The organism is Starkeya sp. ORNL1 (genome assembly GCF_012971745.1).
In the GTDB taxonomy this organism is placed as follows: domain Bacteria; phylum Pseudomonadota; class Alphaproteobacteria; order Rhizobiales; family Xanthobacteraceae; genus Ancylobacter.
Genome location: NZ_CP048834.1, coordinates 3,006,675 through 3,031,836 on the forward strand (window position 1 = coordinate 3,006,675; position 25,162 = coordinate 3,031,836).

A 25,162-nucleotide genomic window follows, 5' to 3' on the forward strand; every position below is an offset into this window, starting at 1 on the left:
TCATGACCTTCTCCATCGCTGCGCGTTGCGAACAATCCGGCCGGCTCGGCGTCGCGGTGGCGACCGCGGTGCCGGCAGTGGGCTCGATGTGCCCGTTCACCCGCGCCGGCGTCGGGGCGGTGTCGACCCAGTCCTGGGTCAATCCCTATCTCGCCATTGCCGTGCTCGACTCGATGGCCGGCGGCGCCTCCGCGCCCGATGCGCTGGCTGCCGTGATGGCGACGGACGAGGCCCGCGAATTGCGGCAGATCGGCGTGGTGGACGCGCAAGGCCGCGCTGCTGCCTGGTCCGGCGCGGAGTGCACGCTCTGGTATGGCCACGCGATCGGCCCCGGCTTCGCGGTGCAGGGCAACATGCTGACCGGGCCGGAAGTGGTCGCGGCGATGGCGCATGCCTGGCGCACCAGTGCCGGCGCGCCGCTCGACGAGCGGCTAATGCGGGCGATGGAGGCAGGCGACGCGGCCGGCGGCGACAAGCGCGGCAAGCAGTCGGCGTCGCTGCGCATCCATGGCATGGAGGATTATCCGGCGCTCGACCTGCGGGTCGACGATCATGCGGAGCCGGTTCGCGAATTGCGCCGCGTGCTGGAGATCGCGCGGCTACAGCTGGTGCCCTTCATCGAGGGTATGCCGAAACGCAGCGCGCCGCCCGGCCCGGCGCCGGAGGCGGTGACGACGATGCTGGCGCTCTCCCCGCCCGATCGGCCGGGCGGAGGCGGGAGTAGGCCTCGCTAGGCTCTTCGTAAGGACCACCTCATCCTGAGGTGCGATGGGTAGCGAGCCTCGAAGGATGCTGAAGCAGGGCAACTCCACCCGAGGCGGGCATCCTTCGAGGCCGCTTCGCGGCACCTCAGGATGAGGTCGCTAAATGAGTGTGAAATTTACTCCGCCGGCGTCGGCGCCGGTTGGACGCCATGTCCCACGGCGTGGGGCGCGCCCACCACAGGCTTGCGCTCCGGCGCGCCCGCCGCCCAGCGCTGCAGTCGGGCGAGATAGAGATAGACCGCCGGCGTCGTGTAGAGCGTCAGCACCTGGCTGAGCGCGAGGCCGCCGACCATGGCGTAGCCGAGCGGCTGGCGCAGCTCCGAACCGGTGCCATGGCCCAGCATCAGCGGCACGCCGGCCAGCAGCGCCGCCATGGTGGTCATCAGGATCGGGCGGAAGCGCAGCCGGCACGCCTCGCGGATCGCCTCTTCCGAACTCATTCCGCGATCGCGCTCGCCCGCTATGGCGAAGTCGACCAGCATGATGCCGTTCTTCTTCACGATGCCGATCAGCAGGATGATGCCGATGATGCCGATCACCGAGAGATCGAAGCCGCCGCCCCAGAGTGCCAGCAGCGCGCCGATGCCGGCCGACGGCAGCGTGGAGAGAATGGTCAGCGGGTGGACATAGCTCTCATAGAGCACGCCGAGGATGACATAGACCGCGAACAACGCCGCCGCGATCAGCGCCGGCTCGCTCGACAGCGCGCTCTGGAACGCCTGCGCATTGCCCTGGAAGCTGCCGGTCAGCGTCGAGGGCGCGCCGAGCTGGGTGGAGGCCTGGTTGATCAGTTCCACCGCCTCGCCCAGCGAGACGCCGGGCTTGACGTTGAAGGAGATGGTCACCGCGGGAAACTGCGCCTGGTGCGAGACCGAGAGCGGCCCCACCGCCTTGGTGTCCAGCGACACGAAGGTGGAGAGCGGGATGGCCTGGCCGGAGATCGGCGACTTCACATAGATCTGGTCCAGCGTGCCGATGTGCTTCTGCAGGTCCGGCGTCGCCTCGATGATCACCGAGTAGGAATCCAGCTGGGTGAAGTATTGCGTCGCCTGCTGCTGGCCGAAGGCATCGTTCAGCGTGGCGTCGATCACCGCCGGCTGGATGCCGAAGCGTGCCGCCTGGTCGCGATCGATATTGATCTTCACCTGCGGTGCATTGCCCTGCTGGTCGCTGGAAACGTCGGCGAGCTGGGGCAGTTCGCGCATGCTCGCCACCAGCTTGGGCGCCCAGGTGTTGAGCTCGTCGAGATCGACGTCGGTCAGCGTGTACTGGTACTGCGCGCGGGAAACGCGCCCGCCGACCGTGATGTCCTGCGCCGGCTGGAGGAACACGGCGGCACCGGAGACCGTGGCCAGCTTGGGCCGCAGCCGCTCGATCACCTGCGCGGCGGAGACGTCGCGTTCATCGCGCGGCTTGAGGGCGATGAAGAAGCGACCATTGTTCACGGTGTTGGCGCCACCGGAGCCGAGCACCGAACCGAAGGCGGCAACCGCGGGATCCTTGGCGATGACCTCGCCGAGTTGCTGCTGGAGCCGTTTCATCTCGTCCGGCGAGACGTCCTGGGCGGCTTCCGACAGGCCGGAGATGATGCCGATATCCTGCGTCGGGAAGAAGCCCTTCGGCACCACGACGAACAGCCAGCCAGTGACGGCAACCGTGGCGAAGAACACCATCAGCGTAATGAAGCGGTGGCGCAGCGCGATGGCGAGCGTCGCCATGTAGAAGGCAAGGATGCCGTCGAAGCCGGCCTCGATCACGCGATAGAGCCAGCCATGCTTCTCCGGCGGCGGCTTCAGGAAGCGCGAGCACAGCATCGGCGTCAGCGTCAGCGACACGCAGGCCGAGACCACGATGGCCGCGGTGACGGTGAGGGCGAATTCGCGGAACAGCCGGCCGACAATGCCGCCCATCAGCAGCAGCGGGATGAACACCGCGATCAGCGAGATCGAGATCGACAGCACGGTGAAGCCGATTTCGCGCGCGCCCTTGAGCGCCGCCTGGAAGGCGGGCTCGCCCTCCTCCATGTGGCGCACGATGTTCTCGACGACGACGATGGCGTCGTCGACCACGAAGCCGACGGCGATGGTGAGCGCCATCAGCGAGAGGTTATCAAGGCTGAAATTCAACGCGTACATAATGGCCGCGCTGCCGGCGAGCGAGAGCGGCACCACCACGGCGGGGATCATCGTCGCCCGGAGATTCCTCAGGAACAACAGGATCACCAGCACCACGAGGCCGATGGTCAATCCAAGCGTGAACTGCACGTCCGAGACCGAGGCACGGATCGTGGTGGTGCGGTCGACGATGGTGTCGATCGTGATGCCGGCGGGCATGATGCCGTCGAGCGTCGGCAGCGTCGCCTTGATGGCATCGACGGTGGCGATGACATTGGCGCCGGGCTGCTTGAACACCAGCAGCACGACGGCCGGCTTGTTGGTGTCCCAGGCCGCGACATCGACGTCTTCGGCGCCCTCGACGGCATGGCCGACGTCGCGCACCCGGATCGGCGCGCCGTTGCGATAGGCGAGGATGACGTTGTCATAGTCGCCCGACTTGGTGATCTGGTCGTTGGCGGCGATGGTGAAGCTGCGCACCGAACCATTGATCGTGCCCTTGGCGGCAAGGGCGGTGGAATCATTCAGCGTGGCGCGCACATCCTCGAAGGTCAGGCCACTGGCGGCGAGGCGCGCCGGATCGATCTGGATGCGGATCGCCGGCTTCTGTTCGCCGCCGATGACGACCTGCGACACGCCCTCGACCTGCGACAGGCGCTGCGCCAGCACGTTGTCCGCATAGTCGTCGACCTGCGTCATCGGCATGGTCTCGGAGCGGGCGGCAAGGATCATGATCGGGCTGTCGGCCGGATTGACCTTGCGGTAGCTGGGCGGCGAGGTGAGGTCGTCGGGCAGCTGGCGCTGCGCCGCGGTGATGGCGGCCTGCACGTCCTGCGCGGCGGCATCGATGTCGCGGTCGAGATCGAACTGGATGGTGATCGAGGTCGAGCCCAGCGTGCTGGTCGACGTCATCTGGCTGATGCCGGCGATCTGGCCGAAGCGGCGCTCCAGCGGCGAGGCGACCGCGGAGGCCATGGTGTCGGGGCTGGCGCCGGGCAGCCGCGCCGAGACCTGGATGGTGGGGAAGTCGACCTGCGGCAGCGGCGCTACCGGCAGCAGCGGATAAGCGACGACGCCAAGCACCGCCAATGCGGTCATGATGAGCGAGGTCGCGATCGGGCGCGTGATGAAGGGGGCGGAGAGGTTCATGCCGCGCTCCTACGGCCGGGCGCTGGTGGCGCCACCCTTGGCGGCAGTGTCCTTGCCGGCATCGTCTTCGGCGACGTTTTCGTTGGCGGTCTTGGCGATGATGGCGACGCGGCTCTTCGGACGCAGCCGGTACTGGCCGTTGGTAACCACCTGATCGCCGGCGGCGAGGCCCTTCTGCACCACGACGGCGCCGTCGGTGACCTGTCCGGTCTCGATCGGCTTCATCACCGCATTGCCGTCGGCCGTTACCACCCAGGCGTACAGCCCGTCCGGCCCGCGCTGCACCGCGGCTTCCGGCACGGTGAGCGCATCCTTCAAGGTGGCGATGTTCACGCTGGCATGGACGAAGGCGCCCGGCCAAAGGCGCTCATCCTTGTTCGGGAACACGCCCTTGAGGCGGGCGGTGCCGGTGGTGGAGTCGATCTCGTTATCGACCACGGACAGCGTGCCGGTGCCGAGCACGGTGCCGTCCTCACGGGTGGCGACCACGGTGACGGGGCCGGCGGCCATCGCCTGCTGCACCGCAGCAAGGTCCTTCTCCGGCAGAGTGAACAGCACGGAGATCGGCTTGAGCGTGGCGAGCACGGCGATCGGCGTGGAGTCGCTGGCGTGGATGACATTGCCGGCATCGAGCTGACGGATACCCATGCGGCCATCCACCGGCGCGGTGATGGTCATGTAGTCGAGATCGGTCTGCGCGCTCTGGATGGCGGCGACGTCGGCGGCGATCGAGGCTTTCAGCTGATCGACGGTCGCCTGCTGCTGGTCGAGCTGTTGCTTGCTGGCGTAATCCTTCTGCGCCAGCTGGGAAAAGCGGACGAGGTCGGCCTGCGCGCCGCGCAGCTGGGCTTCGTCCTTAGCCTTGCCGGCCTGGGCCTGTGCCAGCGCCGCTTCGGCGAGGCGCGGATCGAGCTTGGCCAATACGTCGCCGGCCTTCACGTTCTGGCCTTCGGTAAAGGTCACGGATTGCAGCGTACCGTCGACCCGGGTGTGGATATTGACGGTCTGCGAGGCCTGGACCGTACCGAGCCCGGAGAGGATGACGCTCACGTCGCGGCGCTCGACAGAGGCGACGCTCACCGGCACGGCGGCGCGGATGGCAGCGCCGGCAACAGGCGGCGGGGCGGCGACAGCAGCGTTCTCACGCCACACATAGATACCAACGGCGAGCGCCGCGATCGCAAGAAGCACGAAAGCGACCGATCCTCGCTTTCGCTTGCGGATAGGGGTCTCGTCCGTCGCCGTCATTCCGTCACCTCGCCTGTCTCACCATGCGCACAATGGCCCATGCTGCATCGCAGGTACATGACGACGAAATTAAATCCTGTTTAGAAATAAGACGTTAGGTAAGGTGCCACAACCTTACGTTTGGTCACCCCATCCGGACACCGCGACGGATGGAAATCGCGGATCAGCCATGTTGCCACGAACGGTGGCCACGACAGGGCATTTGGCGGAGAAGGTCAGCTGTGAGCGTGCGACCGGAGTGAGGATCAGATGAGCACCGTTCTTGTCACCGGCGGCTCCGGCTTTCTCGGCAGTCACGTCATTGTGCAACTGCTCACAGCCGGCCACACGGTGCGCACCACGCTGCGCAACCTCGCTCGTGCGGATGAGGTGCGGGCCATGCTGGCCGAAGGCGGTGCGACCGCGCCGGGCAATGTGGAGTTCGTTGCCACCGATCTGGAGAACGACACGGGTTGGCCGGGCGCCGTCGCTGGATGCGATTACGTGATCCATGTGGCCTCGCCCTTCCCGGCCGGCGAACCGGTCCATGAAGACGAACTGATCGTGCCGGCGCGCGAGGGCGCGCTGCGGGTGCTGCGCGCCGCGCGCGATGCCGGCGTCCGCCGCGTGGTGATGACCTCGTCCTTCGCCGCGGTCGGCTATGGCCACGCTCCGCGCGCGACGCCGTTCAACGAGACCACCTGGACCAATACGCAGGCCCCTAATCTCAGCGCCTATGTTAAGTCGAAGGCGCTGGCGGAGCGGGCGGCCTGGGATTTCATGGCGCGCGAGGGCGGCGGCCTGGAGCTTTCCGTCGTCAATCCGGTCGGCATATTCGGGCCGGTGCTGGGCCCGGACCTCGCGGCTTCGACGCTGATCGTCAAGACCCTAATGGACGGCGGCATTCCGCTTTGCCCGCCGGTCCATTTCGGTGCGGTCGACGTGCGCGACGCCGCCGACCTCCATATCCGGGCGATGCTGCACCCGGAGGCGAAGGGCGAACGCTTCCTGGCCATTGCCGGCGACTGCCTGTCGCTGCTCGATGTCGCAAAGGCGTTGCGGCAGGGCATGGGTGCGCGCGCCGCCAAGGTGCCGACCCGCGAGGCACCGGACTGGCTGGTGCGCATCGTGGCGCTGTGGAACGCGAATGCGCGCCGGGTGCTTCCGGACCTCGGCAAGGTGCGCAATTCCACCAGCGCCAAGGCGCAGCGCGTGCTCGGCTGGACGCCGCGGCCGCGCGAGGAAGCCATTGTCGCGACAGCGGAAAGCCTGGTTCGGCTGGGGCTGCTGAAATAGTCGACCCAATGGTCAACTTAATTTCCTATCTTTTTTATAGGAAATAGATTGACGCCACCCGTCGACTTTGCTCACATGGCGTTGCCACGCTGGACACGGCCCGCGCGCAGCGCTGCGGGCTCGGCGTCCGTTCGATAAGGGGTGCATCCATGACCTGGATCTGTCGACGCTGCTGACACCGCCGGCACGGCCGGTTTTCACTTGATATCGCACTCGGCCCGAACGTCGGCGACCTCAGCCGCGCGGCCTTTTCCATGGAAATTTCAATGTCCCGGTTTTCCCGCCGCGCCACGCTCGCGGCCACGGCAGCTCTCGCCCTCGGCGTCGCTCTTCCCACGCTTCCGGCGCACGCTGCCGACTTCACCGTCGCCTACCAGACCGGCGCCGACCCGGCGAAGGTGGCGCAGGCAAACGGCGCCTATGAGAAGGCAACCAAGTCGAACATCGCCTGGCGCAAATTCGATTCCGGCGCCGACGTGATCGCCGCCATCGCCTCGGGCGACGTGCAGATCGGCTATGTCGGCTCGAGCCCGCTCGCCGCCGGCGCCAGCCGCGAACTGCCGATCGAGACCATCTATGTCGCCGCCCTGCTCGGTGATGCCGAAGCCCTGGTGGTGCGCAACGGCGCCGGCATCGAGAAGCCGGAGAACTTCACCGGCAAGAAGGTCGCGGTGCCGTTCGTCTCGACCACGCATTACAGCCTGCTCGCCGCGCTGAAGCATTGGGGCGTCGATCCGAAAAGCGTGCAGATCCTGAACCTGCGCCCGCCCGAGATCGCCGCCGCCTTCACCCGCGGCGACATCGATGCCGCCTATGTGTGGGATCCGGCGCTCGGCAAGATCAAGGAGACCGGCAAGGTGTTCGCAACCTCCGCCGACGTCGCCAAATGGGGTGCGCCGACCTTCGATGCCTGGATCGTGCGCAAGGACTTCGCGCAGAAGGACCCCGAGATCGTCGCCCAGTTCGTGAAGGTGACGGCGGATTCCTATGCCGACTATGCGAAGAACGGCGCCTCCTGGACGGCGAGTTCGCCGCAGGTCGCCGCCATCGCCAAGCTCACCGGTGCCAAGCCGGAAGAGATCCCCGATCTGCTCAAGGGCAACAAATATCCCCTGCTCGACGAACAGCTCTCCGAAGCACTGCTCGGCGGCGGCACGCTGGACGCCATCGTCCAGACCTCCGGCTTCCTCAAGGAGCAGGGCCGCATCGACACGGTGCTGAAGGATTATAAGACCTATGTCGGCCGCGCCTATGCCGAGCAGGCCTCCAAGCTGAACTGACGTTCCCGAGCGTCGTGGTTGGGTGAGACCCCGCGGCGTAGCCTGGCCCGGCATCCGAACGCTTTCTGGCGGGGGCGGATGCCGGGCATTTTTATTCACCGGTGATCGACCATGACCGATCCGAAACTCAGCATCGAGCGTCTCGCCATCCGCTTTGCTGCGCCGGATGGCGGCACCGCCACCATTCTCGAGGGCATCAACCTCGCGGTTCCCGCCGGCGAACTGGTGGTGCTGCTCGGCGCCTCCGGCTGCGGCAAGTCGAGCCTCATGAACGCCGTCGCCGGCTTCAATGCGGAGTTCGAGGGCACCATCCGCGTCGACGGCCGCGCGGTACGCGCGCCCGGCGCCGATCGCGGCGTCGTGCTGCAGACCGACGCGCTCTATCCCTGGCTCAATGCGCGCGACAATGTCGGCTTCGGCCTCAAGCTGCGCGGTCTCGACAAGCGGGCGCGCGACGCCCGCGCCGAGGAAGCGCTGGATCTGGTCGGCCTCGGCAAGCATGGCGACCACGCGACGTGGCAGCTCTCCGGCGGCATGCGCCAGCGCGTCAGCCTCGCCCGTGCCCTCGTCGCCGATCCGCAGATCCTGCTGATGGACGAGCCGCTCGGCGCGCTCGACGCGCTGACCCGCGAGCAGATGCAGGACCTCTTGCTCGATGTTTGGCGGCGCACCGCCAAGACCATACTGTTCGTCACCCACGGCCTCGACGAGGCGCTCTATCTCGGCACCCGCATCGTGGTGCTGGCCGGCAGGCCGGGCCACGTGGTGCATGACGAGCCCTGCGAGTTCGGACGCCTGGCGCTGGAGCAGGGGTTGGGTCCCCGCATCAAGTCGGTTCCGGAATTCGCCGCCGCGCGCGACCGGCTGCGCACCGCCATATTCAGCGGGGCCGAATGATGTCCACGCCCCTGCCCATTCCGGTCACCGAGATCGCGCTGCCGCTGGTGGTGCCGATGGAAGGGCTGCCGCGCGGCGTCTACGAGGCGGTGCCGGCACGGCGGGCGACGCGGCCCGCGATTCCGTCGCGCCTCCTGATCTCGGCGGCGACCATCGCCAGCTTGCTGGCGCTGTGGTGGGCGGCGAGCGCCTCGGGCGCGGTGCCGGCGCTGTTCCTGCCCTCGCCGGCGACGGTGCTGGCGCGGCTCGGGCGCATCGCCACCGACGGCTTCATGGATGCGACGCTGGCCCAGCATCTCGGCGCCAGCCTGTTTCGGGTGTTCACCGCGCTCGCCGTCTCGCTGGTCGTCGGCGTGCCGGCCGGGCTTGCCATCGGGCTCAGCACGGTCGGGCGCGGCATACTCGACCCCATTGTCGAGTTCCTGCGGCCGATCCCGCCGCTCGCCTATCTGCCGCTCGTCATCATCTGGGCCGGTATCGGCGAAGCGGCGAAGGTGCTGGTGATCGCGCTCGCCATGCTGCCGCCGATCATCATCGCCACCGCCGCCGGCACTCGCGGCGTCGCCAAGGATCGGCTGAACGTGGCGCGGGCGCTCGGCGCGACGCGCGCGCAGCTGGTGCGGCTGGTGGTCATCCCCTCCACCCTGCCCTCGATCCTCACGGGCACGCGGATCGCGCTCGGCGCCGGCTGGTCGACGCTGGTGGCGGCGGAACTGGTGGCGGCGACGCGCGGCGTCGGCTTCATGATCCAGTCCGCGGCCAATTTCCTCGCCACCGACGTGGTGATCGCCGGCATCCTGGTCATCGCCGCGGTGGCCTTCGCGCTGGAACTGAGCATCCGGCTGCTGGAGCGCGCGCTGGTCGGATGGGCGGCGCACGCCTGAACGGCCCGGACCATCGGTAACTGATTATGGATAGCTGTGCCCTCGGCGCAACTCGTCCTCGTATTCTTAAATGCGGAGGACGTTCCAACGGCCGGCGCCGTTGTGGAATCGCTTCCCCTCCATCAACCTATGCAGTCATCAAGCGACGGTGGCGCTTCGGATTTCCAAGTAGAAACAGGCTGTTGATTGAATCTCGACCGCGTTGATTTCGGGAAGGTGAACATGGCTCTTGAGAGAGAGCTGGGTGAGCAGCCACTGAGCCTAGCGTGCGCCGGCAACCCAGGCCGTGCCGGTCATACCGGAACGCTTTCCGATGTTCGCCTGAAGCACAAGGTCGTGCGGCTGGCCGTGCTGCCTTCCGGGCTCAATCTTTACCGGTTCGTCTATAGCTGGAGCGACCAGGCGGTGGTCGGCGTGATGGCGCAGGAAGTGCTCCTGATCGATCCTTCGGCAGTCCTGATCGACGCGGATGGCTTCTACCGTGTGATCTATGATCGGCTCGGCATCGAGATGATCACCTACTCGGACTGGCAGCAGCGGATTGCCGCCGGGACAGTCCCGTTCGGCGCCCGGCTGCTGAACCAGGGCAGCGAACAGGCGGCGTGAGCCGCCGTTTAAGCTGCCCGCTGGCGCAAGCCCGATAGCCGCCTGCGTTGCCTCGGCTCCGGAAGCCGACGCGCCCATCCCCTCGCGCCCTCATCTCCGGACTTGATCCGGGGATTCAGCCCATCCGCATGCCCCCGGTCGAAGTCTGGCTCCCCGGATCAAGTCCGGGGATGAGGGCGATATTGAATTGTCTGTCAACCTCTCTCGACAGACCGCGCTACCTTCTCAGCGGCGTCACATTATTTCGATCTTTAAAGTGTCAACAGTTGAACATAGGGCAATCTTCCGTTGACAGCACGGAGGACGAGTCCTACAGAATTCTCGCAGGGAGGATCGCCTGTGCCCACCAGCGCCATCGAACTGCTCAAGTCCCGATCGCTGCCGATGCTCATCGAGGAGGAGATCCAGCGGGTCATCCTCGGCGGCGAGTACGCTCCCGGCGATCGCATCAATGAGAAGGAGCTGGCGCTGCGCTTCGGCATCAGCCGCGGCCCGGTGCGCGAGGCGCTGCGCTCGCTCGAGGCCAGCGGCCTGATCGAGCAGGTTCCCAATCGCGGCGTGTTTGTGCGCCGGCTCACGGCGGCGCAGGCGGCCGACATCTATGATGTGCGCGCCTTCCTGTTCGCCCTCGCCGGCCGGCTGCTGGCGATCCGCGCCACCGACGAGGAGATCGCCCAGCTCCGCGCCTTCGTCGCCGCCATGGACGAGGCAATCGCCCGGGACGATTTCGAGAGCTATGTGCGGGAGAATTTCGCCCTGCACGAATTCATCGTCGAGCATGCCGGCAACCCGGTGCTGGCCAGCCAGTATCTTTCGCTCATCAAGCAGCTTCGGCTCTATCGCAGCCGCAACCTGATGCTCAGGGACTCGATCGAGGCTTCGAACAAGGAGCATCACGAGATGGTGGATGCCATCGCCGCGCACGATCCCGACCGTGCCCAGGCCGTCCATCTCAAGCATGTGGCAACGGCGAAAGAGCGCCTGATGTCGAACCCCAGTCTTACCTGAAGACCTGTCCGAACCTGAAGACCTGTCCGAACCTGAAGAACGCCCGAACCTGAAGAACGCCCGAACCTGAAGAAACGCCCAAGGAGTTTCCGCGTGAGCGCACCAGCCACCGATATCACCCGCCAGGCCCTGCGCTTCGTGGAATCCACCTCCTATGCCGACCTCCCCGCGGAAGCGCTGCGCATCGGCCGCCGCTGCATGGTCGACGCCGTCGGCCTCTATCTTGCGGGCAGCCAGGAGCACTCGGTGCGCATCCTGGTCGAGGACGCGCTCGACCAGGGCGGTCGGGGCGACGCCGCGCTGCCGGCCGCGGGCACGACCAAGGTTCCGGCGGCGCTCGCCGCCCGGGTATGGGGCACCGCCGGCCACGCCCATGACTGGGACGACACCCAGGTCTCCAACGATCCCGCCCATGTCTATGGGCTGCTGACCCACCCGACCATCCCGCCGCTGACCGCAGCGCTCATCGTCGCCGAGCAGATCGGCCAGCGCGACGGACGCGAAGTGATGCTGGCGTTCCAGCTCGGCTTCGAGGTGGAATGCAAGATCTCCGAATGGATGACACCGCGCCACTATCGTCGCGGCCATCATTCCAGCGGCACCGTCGGCACCTTCGGCGCCTGCGTCGCCGCCGCCAGGCTGCTCGGCCTCACCGGCGACAGGCTGGCCCACGCCTTCGGCATCGCCGCGAGCCTTGCCGCCGGCATCCGGGTGAATTTCGGCACCATGACCAAGCCGCTGCATGTCGGCCGGGCCTGCGAGAACGGCGTGACCGCGGCGCTGCTGGCCGCTCGCGGCTTCGATGCCGATCCGACCGCGCTGGACGGCCCGTGGGGCTTCTTCTCGGTGATGGGCGAAGGCTTCGACGCCACCAAGGCCAATGAAGGCTTCGGCGCTCCGCTGACCATCGAGAGCCCCGGCGTGTCGATCAAGCCTTATCCGTCGGGCATCCTCACCCACCAGTCGATGGACGCCATGCTGAAGCTGGTGCTCGACAACGACCTGAAGCCCGAGCAGGTGGAGCGCGTGCGCTTCTTCGCCGGCAAGAACATCATCGAGCCGATCCGCTATCCGATCGCCCGCAACCATCTGCAGGCCAAGTTCTCGATGCCGGCGCTGCTCGCCATGATCGTGCTGTGCCGCCGCGCCAGCCATCACGAGTTCGAGGACGCCTTCGTCGCCGGCCCGGCGATGCAGGATTTGCAGGCCCGCACCGAGGTGATCAACGATCCCGAGATCGATGCCCGCGGCTATGACCTGATCCGCTCGCGCATCGAGGTCGAGACCAAGGACGGACGCACCCTGGTGCAGTGGGCGGACGAGCGCTATCGCGGCGGCCCGCTCAACCCCATCAGCGACGCCGACCTCGACGGCAAGTTCTTCATGTGCGCCGAGGGCGTGCTCGACGAGGCTTCGCAGCGCGAGCTGCTCGGCCTGGTGCGCACCATCGACCAGGGCGCCGACCTCGCCCGCCTGATGAGCCTGATCGCCGGCACCGGCGCCGCCGCCCACGCGGTGCGCGCCGTCGCCGAATGAGCTGAAGTATCTCTAATCGGCGAGCGCTCAGCGAAGAGGCGCCGCCATCCATGGGAGGAAGACGATGAACCTCAAGGCAGGTATCGCAATTCTATTAGCCGGCGCAGTGACTGGCATGGTCGGACTGGCGGACAAGGCAGCGGCGCAGCCGGCGCCCTATCCGCAGAAGGTGGTCACTCTGGTCACCCATTCCAGCCCCGGCGGCGGCTCGGACGTGTTCCTGCGCGAACTGTCCAAGTATCTCGGCAAATATATCGACGCCACCTTCGTCGTCGAGAACGTGCAGGGCGGTTCGGGTGCCAAGGCGATTGCCCGCACCGCCTCCGCGCCGGCGGACGGGAGCGTGTTCTACGCGACGACGCCGACCTATATCTACACCTCGTTGATGAGCAAGCCGCCTAAGACCTACAAGGATCTTGAGCCGCTGGTGAACGTCTTCGCCGACAGCGAGATCATCTACACGCGCACCGACGGCCCCTACAAGACGCTGCAGGAAGTCATCGACCACGCCAAGAAGGAGCGCGGTCGCTGGGGCGCCGCCAATCCGGCCTCGCTGGAGCGCCAGGCTGCCGAGCAGCTGAAGCGTGCCGCCGGCGTCAATGCCGCCATCGTCACCCATGAGGGCGGCGGCGACATGATGCTGAACGTGCTCAACGGCACGCTCGACATCGGCATCGGCGAGATCCAGGAAGTGCGTTCGCAGCTTGAAGCCGGCAAGATCCGCATCCTTGCCACCTTCAATCCCGAGCGCATCCCGCAGAAGCCGGACGTGCCCACCGTCAAGGAATCCGGCTTCGACGTCCAGCTGGTGAAGTTCCGCGGCCTCGCCGGCCCGAAGGGCCTGCCGGACGACGTCACCAAGGCCTGGGACGCGGCAGTGCAGAAGGTGCTCGCCGACCCCGACTACAAGAAGGCCTATACCGAGGAAGTGCTTGTGCCCAAGTTCATCGCGCACAAGGACTATCCGGATTTCATCAACAACTTCGCCACCACCACCGAGAACTTCCTGAAGGAGACCGGCGCGATCAAGTGATCACGACCGCGCGTCTCCTGCGTGCCTGACTTATCGAGCGGCACGGGTCGAGCGACCCGTGCCGGCTACTCTCAGAGCATGAGGCCGAAAAGTGCGAAGCGGTTTTCGGGCGACCTCATGCTCCGGTCTATTGGACTCGATCACGTTGCATGAATTTGGATCAACTCGATCCAAATTCATCGTGATCTTGATGATGAGAGTCTGCCATGAACAAGGATAGCCTGAGCGGCCTCGTGCTGCTGGCGCTCGCTGCCGCCTATTATTGGGCGACCGGCGCCATTGCCGACAGTACTCTCTCCGACGAGGTGGGGGCGATCGGCCTGCCCCGCGTGCTCACCGTCGCCCTCGCCGGGCTGGGACTGATCCTGATCGTCCGATCCCTGCTGGCGCCGAAGCCGGCGAAGGCTGCCCATGCTGCCGGCGATGCCGAGGATGACGAGGAGAAGGACGCGAATTTCCCCCGCGCCATCGGCTTCCTGATGTTCGGCGCCGCCTATGTGCTGCTGGTGCCCTATGTCGGCTACGCCATCGGCGTCGCTTTGCTGATCGCCTCGGTCGCGCTCTATGAGGGCGCCCCGCGCCGCTGGACCGTGCCGGTGGCGGCAATCGGCGGCGCCATTCTGTATTGGGCGGTCTTCGTCAAGTTGCTTGGCGTTCCCCAGCCTGCCGGCATCCTCTTCCAGGGTCTGTTCTCATGACGACGTTCTGGGACATCTTCCATCTGCTCACGGCCACGCCGTTGGTCTTCGTCGCCATTGCCGGCCTCATCTGGGGCATTCTCGGCGGCTCGCTGCCCGGCATCTCGGCCTCGATCACCATGGCGCTGGTGCTGCCCTTCACCTATACGATGGACCCGGCCATGGCGATCGCGCTGCTGGCCTGCGTCTATATCGGCGCGGAGTATGGCGGCTCCATCCCGGCCATCCTGATCCGCACCCCCGGCACCAACTCGTCCGCCGCGACCGTGCTCGACGGCTATGAGATGAACCGCCAGGGGCGTGCCGGCGAGGCGCTCGGCATCTCGCTGATGTCCGGCGTGGTCGGCTCGCTGTTCGGCCTCGCCATGCTGGTGCTGCTCACCGAGCCGCTGTCCTGGCTGGCGCTGGCCTTCACCCCGCCTTCCTATTTCGGCCTCGGCATACTCGGCCTCAGCGTCATCGCCTCGATGACCGGCGGCTCGCTGGTCAAGGGCCTCGCCGCCGCGGTGATCGGCCTGATGATCTCCACCGTCGGCACCGACCCGATCTCCGGCGTGACGCGCTATACCTTCGACATTCCCGACCTCTTGAGCGGCGTCGAGCCGGTGCTGGTGATGGTCGGGCTGTTCGCGCTGACCGAGCTGATGAGCCAGTCCGGCTCCTCCAATCTCACCAAGCTCAAGGATTCGGTGCGCATCCGGCTGCCCGGCCTTGCCATGATGAACAAGCTCAAGCGCTCGCAGATCATCGGCTGCATCCTCGGCCTGTTCGAGGGGCTCACCCCGGGCGGCGGCGGCTCGATTGCCGCCTTCATGTCCTACAATGAGGCCAAGCGCTGGTCGAAGACGCCGGAGAAGTTCGGCAAGGGCTCCGAGGAAGGCGTCGCGGCGCCGGAGACGGCCAACAACACGGTGGCCAGCACCGCGCTGATCCCTCTCCTGAGCTTCGGCATACCGAGCTCGAACTCAACCGCCGTGCTGCTCGGCGGCCTGCTGATGCACGGTCTGCTGCCCGGTCCGCGGCTGTTCGAGCAGAACCCGCAGGTGATCGACAGCCTCTATATCGGCTCCCTCATCGCCATCATCGCGCAGATCGGCGTCGGCATCATCATCCTGCCCGCCGCCATCTGGCTGGTGAACCGCCCGCGGCCCTACCGCGCCGGCTTCATCTTCGCGCTGATCCTGTCGGGCATCTACACGCTGAACAACTCGATGTTCGACCTCGGCCTCGCACTGGCGCTGGGTATCACCGGCTACCTGATGCGCCGCGCCAAGTTCCCGTTCCTGCCGATGATCCTCGGCGTCGTGCTCGGCCACATGGTGGAATCCAGCTACCGGCGCTCGCTGGTGCTGTCGGGTGGCGACCTCATGGTCTTCCTCCAGGATCCGATCTGCCTCGGCCTGCTGCTCACGGCCTGTGGCTTCGTCATCTTCTCGCTCAGCCGTGAACTCCGCGACGCCCGCAAGGCCAAGCTTCAGGAAGCACATTCATGAACCAGCACAGCCCCGTGACCGCGACGCCGGTCGCCGCGCAACTCGCCGCCTTCGTCACCTCGGCGGCGCCCTCGCCGGCCGCGGAAGCGGTGTGCCGGAACCTGATCTTCGACATTGTCGGGCTCGCAGTGGCAGCGCGGGAGACCGACTATGTCGGCGCCGTGCTCGCCAGCGCGGTCGATGAAGGCCGCTGCACCGCGTTCGGCCATGCGCGCCGGCTCGGCATGTATGACGCGGCGATGGTCAACGGCACCGCCGCCCATGGCGAAGACTATGACGACACCTTCGAAGGCGGCCCGGTGCATCCTGGCGCCGTGGTGGTGCCGGCGGTGCTCGCCGCCGCCGAGCAGCACGGCCTCAGTGGTGAGGCGGTGATGCGCGGCATCGCGGTCGGCGCGGAATTGATGTGCCGGCTCAGCCTCGTCGCCCCGCAAGCGACCCACAAGGCCGGCTTCCACCCCACCGCCATCTTCGGTGCCCCGGCCGCCACTGGCGCCGTCGCCGCCGCGCTCGGCCTCGATGCCGAGACCACGGTGCGCGCCTTCGGCATTGCCGGCAGCCTCGCCTCCGGCATCATCGAATATCTCGCCGACGGCTCCTCGACCAAGCGCCTGCACGCCGGCGCCAATGCGCAGGCGGGCCTGCGCGCGGTGCATCTGGCACAGGCCGGCTTCACCGGGCCGCGCACCGTGTTCGAAGGCGCGCACGGCATGTTCAAGGCGTTCGCGCCGTCGAAGACGCCGGACTTCAACCGGTTGCTCGATGAGCTTGGCACGCGCTGGGTGATCGAGGGCCTCGCCTTCAAGCCCTATGCCTGCGGGACCATGACCCAGCCCTTCGTCGACTGCGCGCTGAAGCTGGCGGCAAGCGGCGTCAAGGCGGACGACATCGTCTCGATCATCTGCCCGGTTGGGGAGGGCACGGTGCACCGGCTGTGGGCGCCGCTCGAGGAGAAGCATCGCCCGCCGAACGGCTATGCCGGCAAGTTCTCGACGCCCTATTGCATGGCCGTCGCCTTCATCGACGGCGCGGCCGGTCTCGGCCAGTTCACCGACGAGCGCTCGCAGGACCCGGTGGTGCGCGCGCTGGCGGCGAAGATCTCCTATGAGGTCGACCCCAATGACGAGTATCCCCGCAACTTCTCCGGCCAGCTCAGGGCGGTGCTGAAGGACGGCTCGGTCAAGGAGATTCGCCAGCCGCACATGCGCGGCGGCGCCCGCGAGCCGCTCTCCGAACAGGAACTGGCGGAAAAGCTCGAGGCCAATCTGCGCTTCGGCGGCCTCACCGCCGACGGCATCGCCGCGCTGCGTGCCGCGCTCGGCCGCATCGCCGATGGCGGGCCGGCAGACCTCGCCGCGGCGCGCGCATGAGCGACACCGCGCGTGAGCTCGAAGGGCGGGTGGCGCTGGTTACCGGCGCCTCGCGCAATATCGGCCGCGCCATCGCATTGGCGTTGGCCGAAGGCGGCGCGTCGGTGATCGTCGCCGGGCGGCGCGACCGGACGGCGGTCGACGAGGTGGTCGGCGCCATCGAGGCGAAGGGCGGCAAGGCGATCGGCGTGCTCGGCGATCTCGTCGTGCCGGCCGATGTCGAGGCCATCGTCGCTGCCGGCCTCTCGGCCTTCGGCCGGCTCGACATCCTCGTCAACAACGCCGCGGTCCGCGGCGAGGCGCCGATCGACCAGCTTACCGTCCAGGGCTGGCGCGAGGTGATGGCGCTGTCGCTCGATGCTCCCTTCATCACGGTGAAGGCGGCGCTCGACGCGCTCTCGAAGTCGGGCCAGGGCGCCATCGTCAATATAGGCGGGCTCACCGCCTATACCGGCGCCAAGCACCGGGTCCATGTGGTCGCCGCCAAGGCAGGCCTCGACGGCCTCACCAAGGCGCTCGCCCATGAGCTGGCCGAGCGCAACATCACGGTGAACCTGGTTTCGCCGGGACTCATCGAGACCGTGCGCGAGGGCGGCAACCGGCCGCATCACCATGCGACCGCGGCGAACTTGCTGGGCCGCCGCGGCACGCCGGACGAGGTCGCCGCCATGGTGCGCTTCCTCGCCGGCCCGGCAGCGCGCTACGTCACCGGCCAGACGATGCACGTCAATGGCGGGGCGTACCTGCCGTGAGGTTGCGTGCCGCCCCCCGTCCGGCGCTCAGGAGCGCTCGTTGAGGAGTGCCGGCTGGCGCTCTGGCCCCGGACGCCTGGCGCTCGCCACACGAGCGTTCCGATAGATCGGCACCTCGCGCTCGAACGGACGCGGCTTCAGGAACTCGGCGGGCCTTGCCTCCGCAGGAGCCGCGGCACGCATCTCCTCAGCCTGAGCCTCCTTCACTTGGAGAGCCTTCGCTTCCTTCCGCCGCGCGTGGAGGATGAACTCGGTGTAGCCATTGGGCTGGGTGCGGCCCTCGAACGCCAGGTCGCGGGCGGCCTTGAAGGCGACGCCGTCATAGGACGGCGCCATCGGCCGGTAGGCAGGATCGCCAGCGTTCTGTGCGTCGACCACCTTGGCCATGCGGCGCAGCGTCTCCTCGACCTGCTCGGCGCTGACAATGCCGTGCAGCAGCCAGTTGGCGACGTGCTGCGAGGAAATGCGCAGCGTGGCGCGATCCTCCATCAGCCCGACATCATGGATGTCCGGCACCTTGGAACAGCCGACCCCCTGGTCGATCCAGCGCACCACATAGCCGAGAATGCCCTGGAGGTTGTTGTCGAGTTCCTCCTGCACCGCCGCCGGCTCCCAATTGCCACGGTCGAGCACGGGAATGGTCAGCAGATCGCGGCGCGAGGCCGGCTGGCGGTGGCGCAGTTCGGCCTGGCGGGCGAACACGTCGACCGCATGGTAGTGCAGCGCGTGCAGCGTCGCCGCGGTGGGCGAGGGCACCCAGGCGGTGTTGGCGCCGGCCAGCGGGTGGGCGATCTTCTGCGTCAGCATGTCGGCCATGCGGTCCGGCATCGCCCACATGCCCTTGCCGATCTGGCCATGGCCATCGAGATGGGTCTTCAGGCCGGCATCGACGTTGGCATCCTCATAGGCCTTGATCCAGGCTTGGGCCCGCATCTCGTTCTTGCGCACCATCGGCCCGGCCTCGATCGAGGTGTGGATCTCGTCGCCGGTGCGGTCGAGGAAGCCGGTATTGATGAACACCACCCGCTCGCGGGCGGCGTGGATCGCCGCGGTGAGATTGGCGCTGGTGCGGCGCTCCTCGTCCATGATGCCGATCTTCAGCGTGCTAGGTGCCATGCCGAGCAGGGCCTCGACCCTTGCGAACAGTTCGACGGCGAAGGCGACTTCTTCGGGACCATGCATCTTCGGCTTGACGATATAGACCGAGCCGGTGCGGCTGTTGCGGATCGGGCCGGAGGCCTTCAGGTCATGCAGCGCGATCAGCGAGGTCACCGCGGCATCGAGCAAGGCTTCCGGGATCGGCTTGCCGTCGCTATCCAGCACGGCGTCGGTCATCATGTGGTGGCCGACATTGCGCACCAGCAGCAGGCTGCGGCCGTGCAAGGTGAGCGTGCCACCATCTGGCGCGGTATAGACGCGGTCCTCCGCCAGGTGGCGCTCGACGCTCTTGCCGCCCTTGTCGAAATGGGCGGAGAGGGTGCCCTTCATCAGGCCGAGCCAGTTGCGATAGACCGCGACCTTGTCCTCGGCATCGACGGCGGCGACGCTGTCCTCGCAATCGACGATGGTGGTGACTGCGGCCTCGACGACGATGTCGGCGATGCCGGCGGCGTCATCGGCGCCGATGCGGTGATTGCGGTCGATGACGATCTCGACATGCAGGCCGTGATTGACCAGCAGCACCGCCGAGGGCGCCAGCTCCGGACCACGATGGCCGGCGAAGCGGGTGGGGTCGGCAAGCGTGGTGACGGTGCCATCTTCCAGCTCGACCGCGAGCCGGCCGCCGCAGATGCAATAGCCGACGGCATCCGCGTGCGAGCCGACCGTGAGCGGCGCGACCTCATCGAGGAACGCCCGCGCCCGCGCCACCACCTGCATCGCCCGCAATGGATTGAACGGGCCGGCGCGGCCGGCGCCATCGTCCTCGGGGATCGCATCGGTGCCGTAGAGCGCATCGTAAAGGCTGCCCCAGCGGGCATTGGCGGCGTTCAGTGCATAACGCGCATTGGTGGCGGGCACGACGAGTTGCGGACCCGGCAGCACTGCCAGCTCGCCGTCGACATTCGCCGTCGTCACTTCGAAGGCGGGCGGCTCCGGCAGCAGATAGCCGATCTCGCGTAGAAACGCCTCATAGGCGGCCGGGTCGACCGGCGTGCCCTTGCGCGCGCCATGCCACGCATCGATCGCCGCCTGCAATTCGTCGCGACGCGCCATCAGGACGGCGTTGCGTGGAGCGAGGTCGCGGACCAACTCGCCGAAGCCTTCCCAGAAATTCATCCGGCCGAGCGGCAATCCCGACATGGCCTCGAAGGTCACGAATTCATAGAGCGAGGATTCAACGCGAATACCGCCAATATTGACAAAGCTCATCATGATCATGGTCCGTAAGCGTAACCGGTAAACTCGGGATCGGCGCCGACGCGCCCGCAACCCGCCCGGTGGGGCGGGTTGCGGCACGCTTCAAAACTGCGCCGTCTCGGTGGAGTCGTGCATGGCGGTGGTGGCGCTGGCGCCTTCGCTCAGCACGGTAGCGATGGCGTCGAAATAGCTGGTCCCCACCTCGCGCTGGTGCCGCATGGCAGTGAAGCCGTGCTGCTCGCTGTCGAACTCGGCGCGCTGCAGCTCCGAATACGCTGCCATGCCCTCTTCCCGGTAGCGGCGGGCGAGATCGAAGGTGGTGAAGCTGATATTGTGGAAGCCGGCCAAAGTGACGAACTGGTACTTGTAGCCCATGGCGCCGAGCTCGGCCTGGAAGCGGGCCATCGCCGCGCGGTCCATGTGCTTCGCCCAGTTGAAGGACGGCGAGCAGTTGTAGGCCAGCATCTTGCCGGGGTGGACCTTGTGCACCCCTTCCGCGAAGCGGCGTGCATCCTCCAGGCTCGGCGTCGAGGTCTCGCACCACAGCAGGTCGGCATAGGGCGCATAGGCGATGGCACGGGCAATGCCGGCCCCGAAGCCGCCCTTCAGCCGATAGAAGCCTTCCTGGGTGCGCTCGCCGGTGACGAAGGGCGCGTCTGCCTCGTCAATGTCCGAGGTGATGAGCCGCGCCGCCTCGGCATCGGTGCGCGCCATGATCACGGTCGGCACGCCCATGACGTCGGCGGCGAGCCGCGCGGCGTTCAGCGTGCGGATGAAGGTGCGGGTCGGCACCAGCACCTTGCCACCGAGATGGCCGCACTTCTTCTCCGAAGCCAGCTGGTCCTCGAAATGGATGGCGGCGGTGCCGGCCTCGATCATTGCCTTGGTCAGCTCGAAGGCATTGAGCGCGCCGCCGAAGCCGGCTTCGGCGTCCGCAATGATGGGCAGGAAATAATCGATCTCGGTGCCACCCTTGCCGTCTGCGCGCTCCATGGTCTGGATCTGGTCGGCGCGCTGGAATGCCTTGTTGATGCGGCGAATGACGTTGGGCACGCTGTCGACCGGGTAGAGGCTCTGGTCGGGATACATGTCGCCCGACGAATTGGCGTCGGCCGCGACCTGCCAGCCGGAGAGATAGATCGCCTTCAGCCCGGCCTTGGCCTGCTGGACCGCCTGGTTGCCGGTATAGGTGCCGAGCGTCGGCAGATAGGCCTCGGTGTGCAGCAGTTCCCAGAGCCGGCGCGCGCCATGCTCGGCCAGTGTGTGGCGGATCGGCAGCGAGCCGGCGAGCCGGGCCACGTCCTCGGGACCATAGGAGCGGCGAATGCCGTGCCAGCGGTCCGGCGCCCATTCCGGCGCGGGGAAAGTTTCGGGGGCGGGTTCGGTGCGGACCTTGTCGAGCATTGTCGTCCTCATTGTCGAAGGTCGGAAGAAAGGTTCGGCTCGTGCGCTCAGCGTCGGGCGGAGCGGGCGAAGGTGGCGGCGAGCATCGGACGTCCGTCGAACAGGCCGCCGATCGGGCCGCCATCGGCGAAGGCGAAGCGGTGCCGGCCGATGCGGTGCACGATGGTGAACTGCTGCTCGGCGAGCCCCTCGGTGCGGAAGGTCTTGCTGATCTCCTCGGCGTCGCGGCCGATGATGGTGACGAATTCGTCGTCGTCGCGGGTCTCTGGGCTGGCCATCTCTGCATCTCCGTGCGGTGGTGATGTAAAGATTTGCCAAGCGACCTCGTTATGCAATAAATATATGAAAATCAGCTGGTTAAGTTGATAAGCCTTGTAAATTTCCGGTCCCGATCTTGTAAATCGAGCAAAGGCAGGCGCATGCAGGAAACCGAGCCGCGGATCGGCAGCCGCATTCAGAGGCTGCGCCGCCAGAGCCGCATCTCGCAGGCCGAGCTGGCCGGCCAACTCGGCATTTCCGCGAGCTATCTCAACCTGATCGAGCACAATCGACGCCGCATCACCGTGCCGCTGCTGATGAAGGTTGCCGGGCAGTTCGGCATCGAGCCCGGCGAGTTGGTGGAGAATGACGAGTCGCGCCTCGTCGGCGACCTGATGGAAATCTTCGGCGACGATGTGTTCACCGAGAGCCAACTGACCAATCAGGACATACGCGACCTCGCCGCCTCGAACCCGACCGTGGGCCGCGCCATTGTCCGGCTGTTCGACCAGTACCGCGCGTTGCGCACCGCCAAGCTCACCGGCACCGTCTCGGACGAGAATGCCGGTTACCACCCGGCGACTGACGCGGTGTCGGACTTCATCCAGGAGGCCGGCAATTATTTCCCGTTGCTGGAAGAGGCCGCCGAGCGGGTGCGGCACGACATAGAGAGCGCCTCGGATTCCTTCGAGTACGGGCTGAAGACCTATCTTTTCAATGTGTTCGGCCTGCAATGGCGGATGGCGCCGCTGCCCGCCGGCATCGCCCGGCGCTATGATCCGGACAAACGCGAGATCCTTACCTCCGACGTGCTGCCGGCGGAATCCGCCATATTCAGCATTGCCCACCAGCTCGGAACCCTGGCGGCCTCGGTGCAGATCGACGCGCTGATCGAGGCCAGCAACCTGCCGGCCGACGCACCGGTGCTGGCGCGCAACGCGCTTGCCAGCTATTTCGCCGGCGCGCTGCTGATGCCCTATGAGCCGTTCCTGAAGGCCTGCAAGGAGACGCGCTACGACATAGAGCGCATCCAGCGGCGCTTCCGCACCAGCTTCGAGCAGGTCTGCCAGCGCATGACCACGCTGCAGCGGCCCGGGCGTGCCGGCATTCCGCTGCATCTGGTGCGCACCGACATAGCCGGCAACATCTCCAAGCGCTTCTCGCTGTCGGGGATCCATATTTCCCGGCATTCGGGCGCCTGCCCGCGCTGGAATGTCTATGCCGCCTTCCTGCATCCTGAGCGGATCAATGTGCAGATCAGCCAGATGCCGGAGGGCCAGCGCTATTTCTGCATCGCCAAGGCGATCACCAAGGGCGGCCATAGACACAATGCACCGCGCCGGCATCTCTCCATCGGGCTCGGCTGCCATATCAGCCACGCACCGGCTCTGGTCTATTCAGACGGCATGGATCTGAGCGATCCCAGCCAGTCGGTGCCGATCGGTGTCGGCTGCCGGATCTGCCCGCGACTCGACTGCGAGCAGCGCGCCCATCCGCAGACCGACCACCGCTTCACGCTCGACGAGACCGAGATGGCGGAGAGCATCTACGCATCGGCGCGCCGGCGATAGACCTGTCGCGAGGGCGTGACGCCGATCATGCTAGCCTCAAGGCCAGCACGATCGAACGCGCACGGATGCCCGAATGCCGATCCCGATGACCACGCACGCCGTCCATTCCCGCGACGGCACCCGGATCGGCTATTCCAGGAGCGGCGACGGTCCCGGCCTGGTGCTGCTGCACGGCGCGTTGCAGACCAGTCGCAGCTTCAGCCGGCTCGCCGCCGAACTCAGCGACAACTTCACCATCTATGTTCCCGATCGCCGCGGCCGCGGCCTCAGCGGGCCGCCGGGTGACAGCTACGGCATGCAGGCGGAAGTCGATGACCTCGCGGCCCTGCTCGAGGCGACCGGAGCGCACCATGTCTTCGGCCTGAGTTCCGGCGCCCTGATCGCGCTTCAGGCAGCGACCAATTTGCCGGCTGTACGCAAACTGGCGATCTATGAGCCGCCGCTGGAGATCGACGGCAAGCCGTCGCCTCAAGCATGGATGCCGGCCTATGAATCGGAATTGGCGGACGGAAATCTGGCGGCGGCGATGGTCGCCATCATCAAGGGCGTCGGCGATCCCTCGATGCTTCCCCGCCTGCCGCGCTTCGTCTTCGTACCGATGATCGCGACGGCGCTGTGGACCCAGAGCATGCTGGGCGACCGCCGCTACTCCCTGCGCCGGCTCATTCCCACCATGCAGTTCGACATCGCCCTGGTCCGCGAAATGGCGGGCCGGGTCGAGAGCTTCCGGGCCCTCGACACTCCAACGCTGCTTATGGCCGGTACCAGCAGCACGCCCTTCCTGCTTGCCGCGGTCGATGCCCTCGAGGATGTCCTGCCGAATTGCCAGCGGGTCGATTTCGCCGGGCTCGGGCACCTGGCCGCCGACGACAGCGGCGAGCCGGCGCGGGTGGCGGACGTGCTGCGGGAGTATTTTTCGCAGAACTGAAACTCCAGTTTTAAATACATTTCATGCGCGCGTGCAATATTTCCAGATCATCCCGCCCTGTACATGCGATGATATCGGAATAAATTGCGATGCCATCCGTTACTTTGCTGGGTCGACACAACAGACCCGTTCCACAGCGGAGTAACGGACATGAAACGACATTGGAAAATCGCTTCCGCCGCGCTCGCCGGCCTGACGGCATTCGCCGCTCCGGCGGCGCACGCCATGGAATATGCGCGCATCGCACCCGACGTCGAGCGGCAGGCGCCGACCACGACCAATCGCAGCGACGGCAGCTTCATCGTCGCCGGCAATAGCTCGTCGAATTCGAGCTCGAACTCGTCGTCCAACGGATCATCCAATTCGAGCTCCAATTCCTCGTCGAACTCCAGTTCGAACTCTTCCTCGAATTCGAGCTCGAATTCTTCGTCCAATCGGTCTTCGAACAGTTCGTCCAACAGTTCCTCGAACCGTTCGTCCAACGGCTCCAAGAGCTGGGGCGGCCGCTCCTGGCGCTGAGCGCAGCACGGGAACGG

The 25,162-nt window shown here is 66.7% G+C and carries 20 protein-coding genes and 1 pseudogene; 15 read left to right on the top strand and 6 right to left on the bottom strand.

The window, feature by feature from the left end; genetic code table 11:
- Window positions 1-2 precede the first annotated feature (2 nt).
- Window positions 3-734 (top strand): DUF1028 domain-containing protein, encoded by a 732-nt coding sequence (locus G3545_RS14405; RefSeq protein ID WP_170013703.1) that lies wholly within the window; start codon window positions 3-5, stop codon window positions 732-734.
- 146 nt (window positions 735-880) lie between these two features.
- Here the strand turns inward: G3545_RS14405 and G3545_RS14410 are convergent, their stop codons facing one another.
- Window positions 881-4,027, bottom strand: a complete 3,147-nt coding sequence (locus G3545_RS14410; RefSeq protein ID WP_170013705.1) for a multidrug efflux RND transporter permease subunit — start codon at window positions 4,025-4,027, stop codon at window positions 881-883.
- Window positions 4,028-4,036: 9 nt separating this feature from the next.
- On the bottom strand, window positions 4,037-5,218 hold the full coding sequence (locus G3545_RS14415) for an efflux RND transporter periplasmic adaptor subunit (protein ID WP_206151430.1): 1,182 nt from the start codon (window positions 5,216-5,218) through the stop codon (window positions 4,037-4,039).
- A gap of 306 nt (window positions 5,219-5,524) precedes the next feature.
- On the opposite strand from G3545_RS14415, the gene G3545_RS14420 reads away from it, so the two are divergent.
- The 12 genes from G3545_RS14420 (at window position 5,525) to G3545_RS14475 (ending at window position 18,107) form a co-directional block, all read left to right on the top strand.
- Complete coding sequence (locus G3545_RS14420) at window positions 5,525-6,550, top strand: aldehyde reductase (RefSeq protein WP_170013709.1); 1,026 nt, start codon at window positions 5,525-5,527, stop codon at window positions 6,548-6,550.
- A 266-nt stretch (window positions 6,551-6,816) separates the two neighbouring features.
- Entirely contained in the window at window positions 6,817-7,830 is a 1,014-nt protein-coding gene (gene tauA / locus G3545_RS14425) for a taurine ABC transporter substrate-binding protein (protein WP_170013711.1), read from the top strand.
- Between the two features lie 111 nt (window positions 7,831-7,941).
- Window positions 7,942-8,727 (top strand): ABC transporter ATP-binding protein, encoded by a 786-nt coding sequence (locus G3545_RS14430; RefSeq protein WP_170013713.1) that lies wholly within the window; start codon window positions 7,942-7,944, stop codon window positions 8,725-8,727.
- Complete coding sequence (locus G3545_RS14435; protein WP_170013715.1) at window positions 8,727-9,611, top strand: ABC transporter permease subunit; 885 nt, start codon at window positions 8,727-8,729, stop codon at window positions 9,609-9,611. Before G3545_RS14430 ends, G3545_RS14435 begins: the two co-directional genes overlap by 1 nt.
- A 186-nt stretch (window positions 9,612-9,797) precedes the next feature.
- Complete coding sequence (locus G3545_RS14440; RefSeq protein ID WP_170013717.1) at window positions 9,798-10,217, top strand: hypothetical protein; 420 nt, start codon at window positions 9,798-9,800, stop codon at window positions 10,215-10,217.
- Window positions 10,218-10,556: 339 nt separating this feature from the next.
- A complete protein-coding gene (locus G3545_RS14445; protein WP_170013719.1) occupies window positions 10,557-11,225 on the top strand; it encodes an FCD domain-containing protein in 669 nt (222 codons plus the stop codon).
- A gap of 93 nt (window positions 11,226-11,318) precedes the next feature.
- The gene (locus G3545_RS14450; RefSeq protein ID WP_170013721.1) at window positions 11,319-12,761 is read left to right on the top strand and encodes an MmgE/PrpD family protein; all 1,443 of its coding nucleotides are present in this window, start codon (window positions 11,319-11,321) and stop codon (window positions 12,759-12,761) included.
- Window positions 12,762-12,825: 64 nt separating this feature from the next.
- Window positions 12,826-13,794: a tripartite tricarboxylate transporter substrate binding protein gene (locus G3545_RS14455; protein WP_246702834.1), complete on the top strand. Its 969-nt coding sequence runs from the start codon at window positions 12,826-12,828 to the stop codon at window positions 13,792-13,794.
- 206 nt (window positions 13,795-14,000) lie between these two features.
- On the top strand, window positions 14,001-14,492 hold the full coding sequence (locus G3545_RS14460) for a tripartite tricarboxylate transporter TctB family protein (RefSeq protein WP_170013723.1): 492 nt from the start codon (window positions 14,001-14,003) through the stop codon (window positions 14,490-14,492).
- Window positions 14,489-15,985 (top strand): tripartite tricarboxylate transporter permease, encoded by a 1,497-nt coding sequence (locus G3545_RS14465; protein WP_170013725.1) that lies wholly within the window; start codon window positions 14,489-14,491, stop codon window positions 15,983-15,985. The genes G3545_RS14460 and G3545_RS14465 overlap by 4 nt, the downstream gene beginning before the upstream one ends.
- Complete coding sequence (locus G3545_RS14470; protein WP_170013727.1) at window positions 15,982-17,355, top strand: MmgE/PrpD family protein; 1,374 nt, start codon at window positions 15,982-15,984, stop codon at window positions 17,353-17,355. Before G3545_RS14465 ends, G3545_RS14470 begins: the two co-directional genes overlap by 4 nt.
- Window positions 17,352-18,107 (top strand): SDR family oxidoreductase, encoded by a 756-nt coding sequence (locus G3545_RS14475; protein WP_170013729.1) that lies wholly within the window; start codon window positions 17,352-17,354, stop codon window positions 18,105-18,107. The genes G3545_RS14470 and G3545_RS14475 overlap by 4 nt, the downstream gene beginning before the upstream one ends.
- A gap of 192 nt (window positions 18,108-18,299) precedes the next feature.
- Here G3545_RS14475 and G3545_RS14480 read toward each other — a convergent pair.
- From G3545_RS14480 to G3545_RS14490, 3 genes and pseudogenes are all read right to left on the bottom strand, one after another.
- A pseudogene (locus tag G3545_RS14480) lies at window positions 18,300-20,477 on the bottom strand (malate synthase G); the annotation flags it as partial.
- Window positions 20,478-20,567: 90 nt separating this feature from the next.
- A complete protein-coding gene (aceA, locus tag G3545_RS14485) occupies window positions 20,568-21,869 on the bottom strand; it encodes an isocitrate lyase (protein ID WP_170013731.1) in 1,302 nt (433 codons plus the stop codon).
- 47 nt (window positions 21,870-21,916) lie between these two features.
- Window positions 21,917-22,147 carry a hypothetical protein gene (locus G3545_RS14490; RefSeq protein WP_170013733.1) on the bottom strand — a complete coding sequence of 77 codons (231 nt, stop codon included), beginning with the start codon at window positions 22,145-22,147 and terminating at the stop codon, window positions 21,917-21,919.
- 141 nt (window positions 22,148-22,288) lie between these two features.
- On the opposite strand from G3545_RS14490, the gene G3545_RS14495 reads away from it, so the two are divergent.
- On the top strand, window positions 22,289-23,698 hold the full coding sequence (locus G3545_RS14495; RefSeq protein ID WP_170013735.1) for a helix-turn-helix transcriptional regulator: 1,410 nt from the start codon (window positions 22,289-22,291) through the stop codon (window positions 23,696-23,698).
- A gap of 73 nt (window positions 23,699-23,771) precedes the next feature.
- On the top strand, window positions 23,772-24,626 hold the full coding sequence (locus tag G3545_RS14500; RefSeq protein ID WP_206151431.1) for an alpha/beta hydrolase: 855 nt from the start codon (window positions 23,772-23,774) through the stop codon (window positions 24,624-24,626).
- Between the two features lie 47 nt (window positions 24,627-24,673).
- Here the strand turns inward: G3545_RS14500 and G3545_RS14505 are convergent, their stop codons facing one another.
- Window positions 24,674-25,084, bottom strand: a complete 411-nt coding sequence (locus tag G3545_RS14505; RefSeq protein ID WP_170013737.1) for a hypothetical protein — start codon at window positions 25,082-25,084, stop codon at window positions 24,674-24,676.
- Window positions 25,085-25,162: the final 78 nt, after the last annotated feature.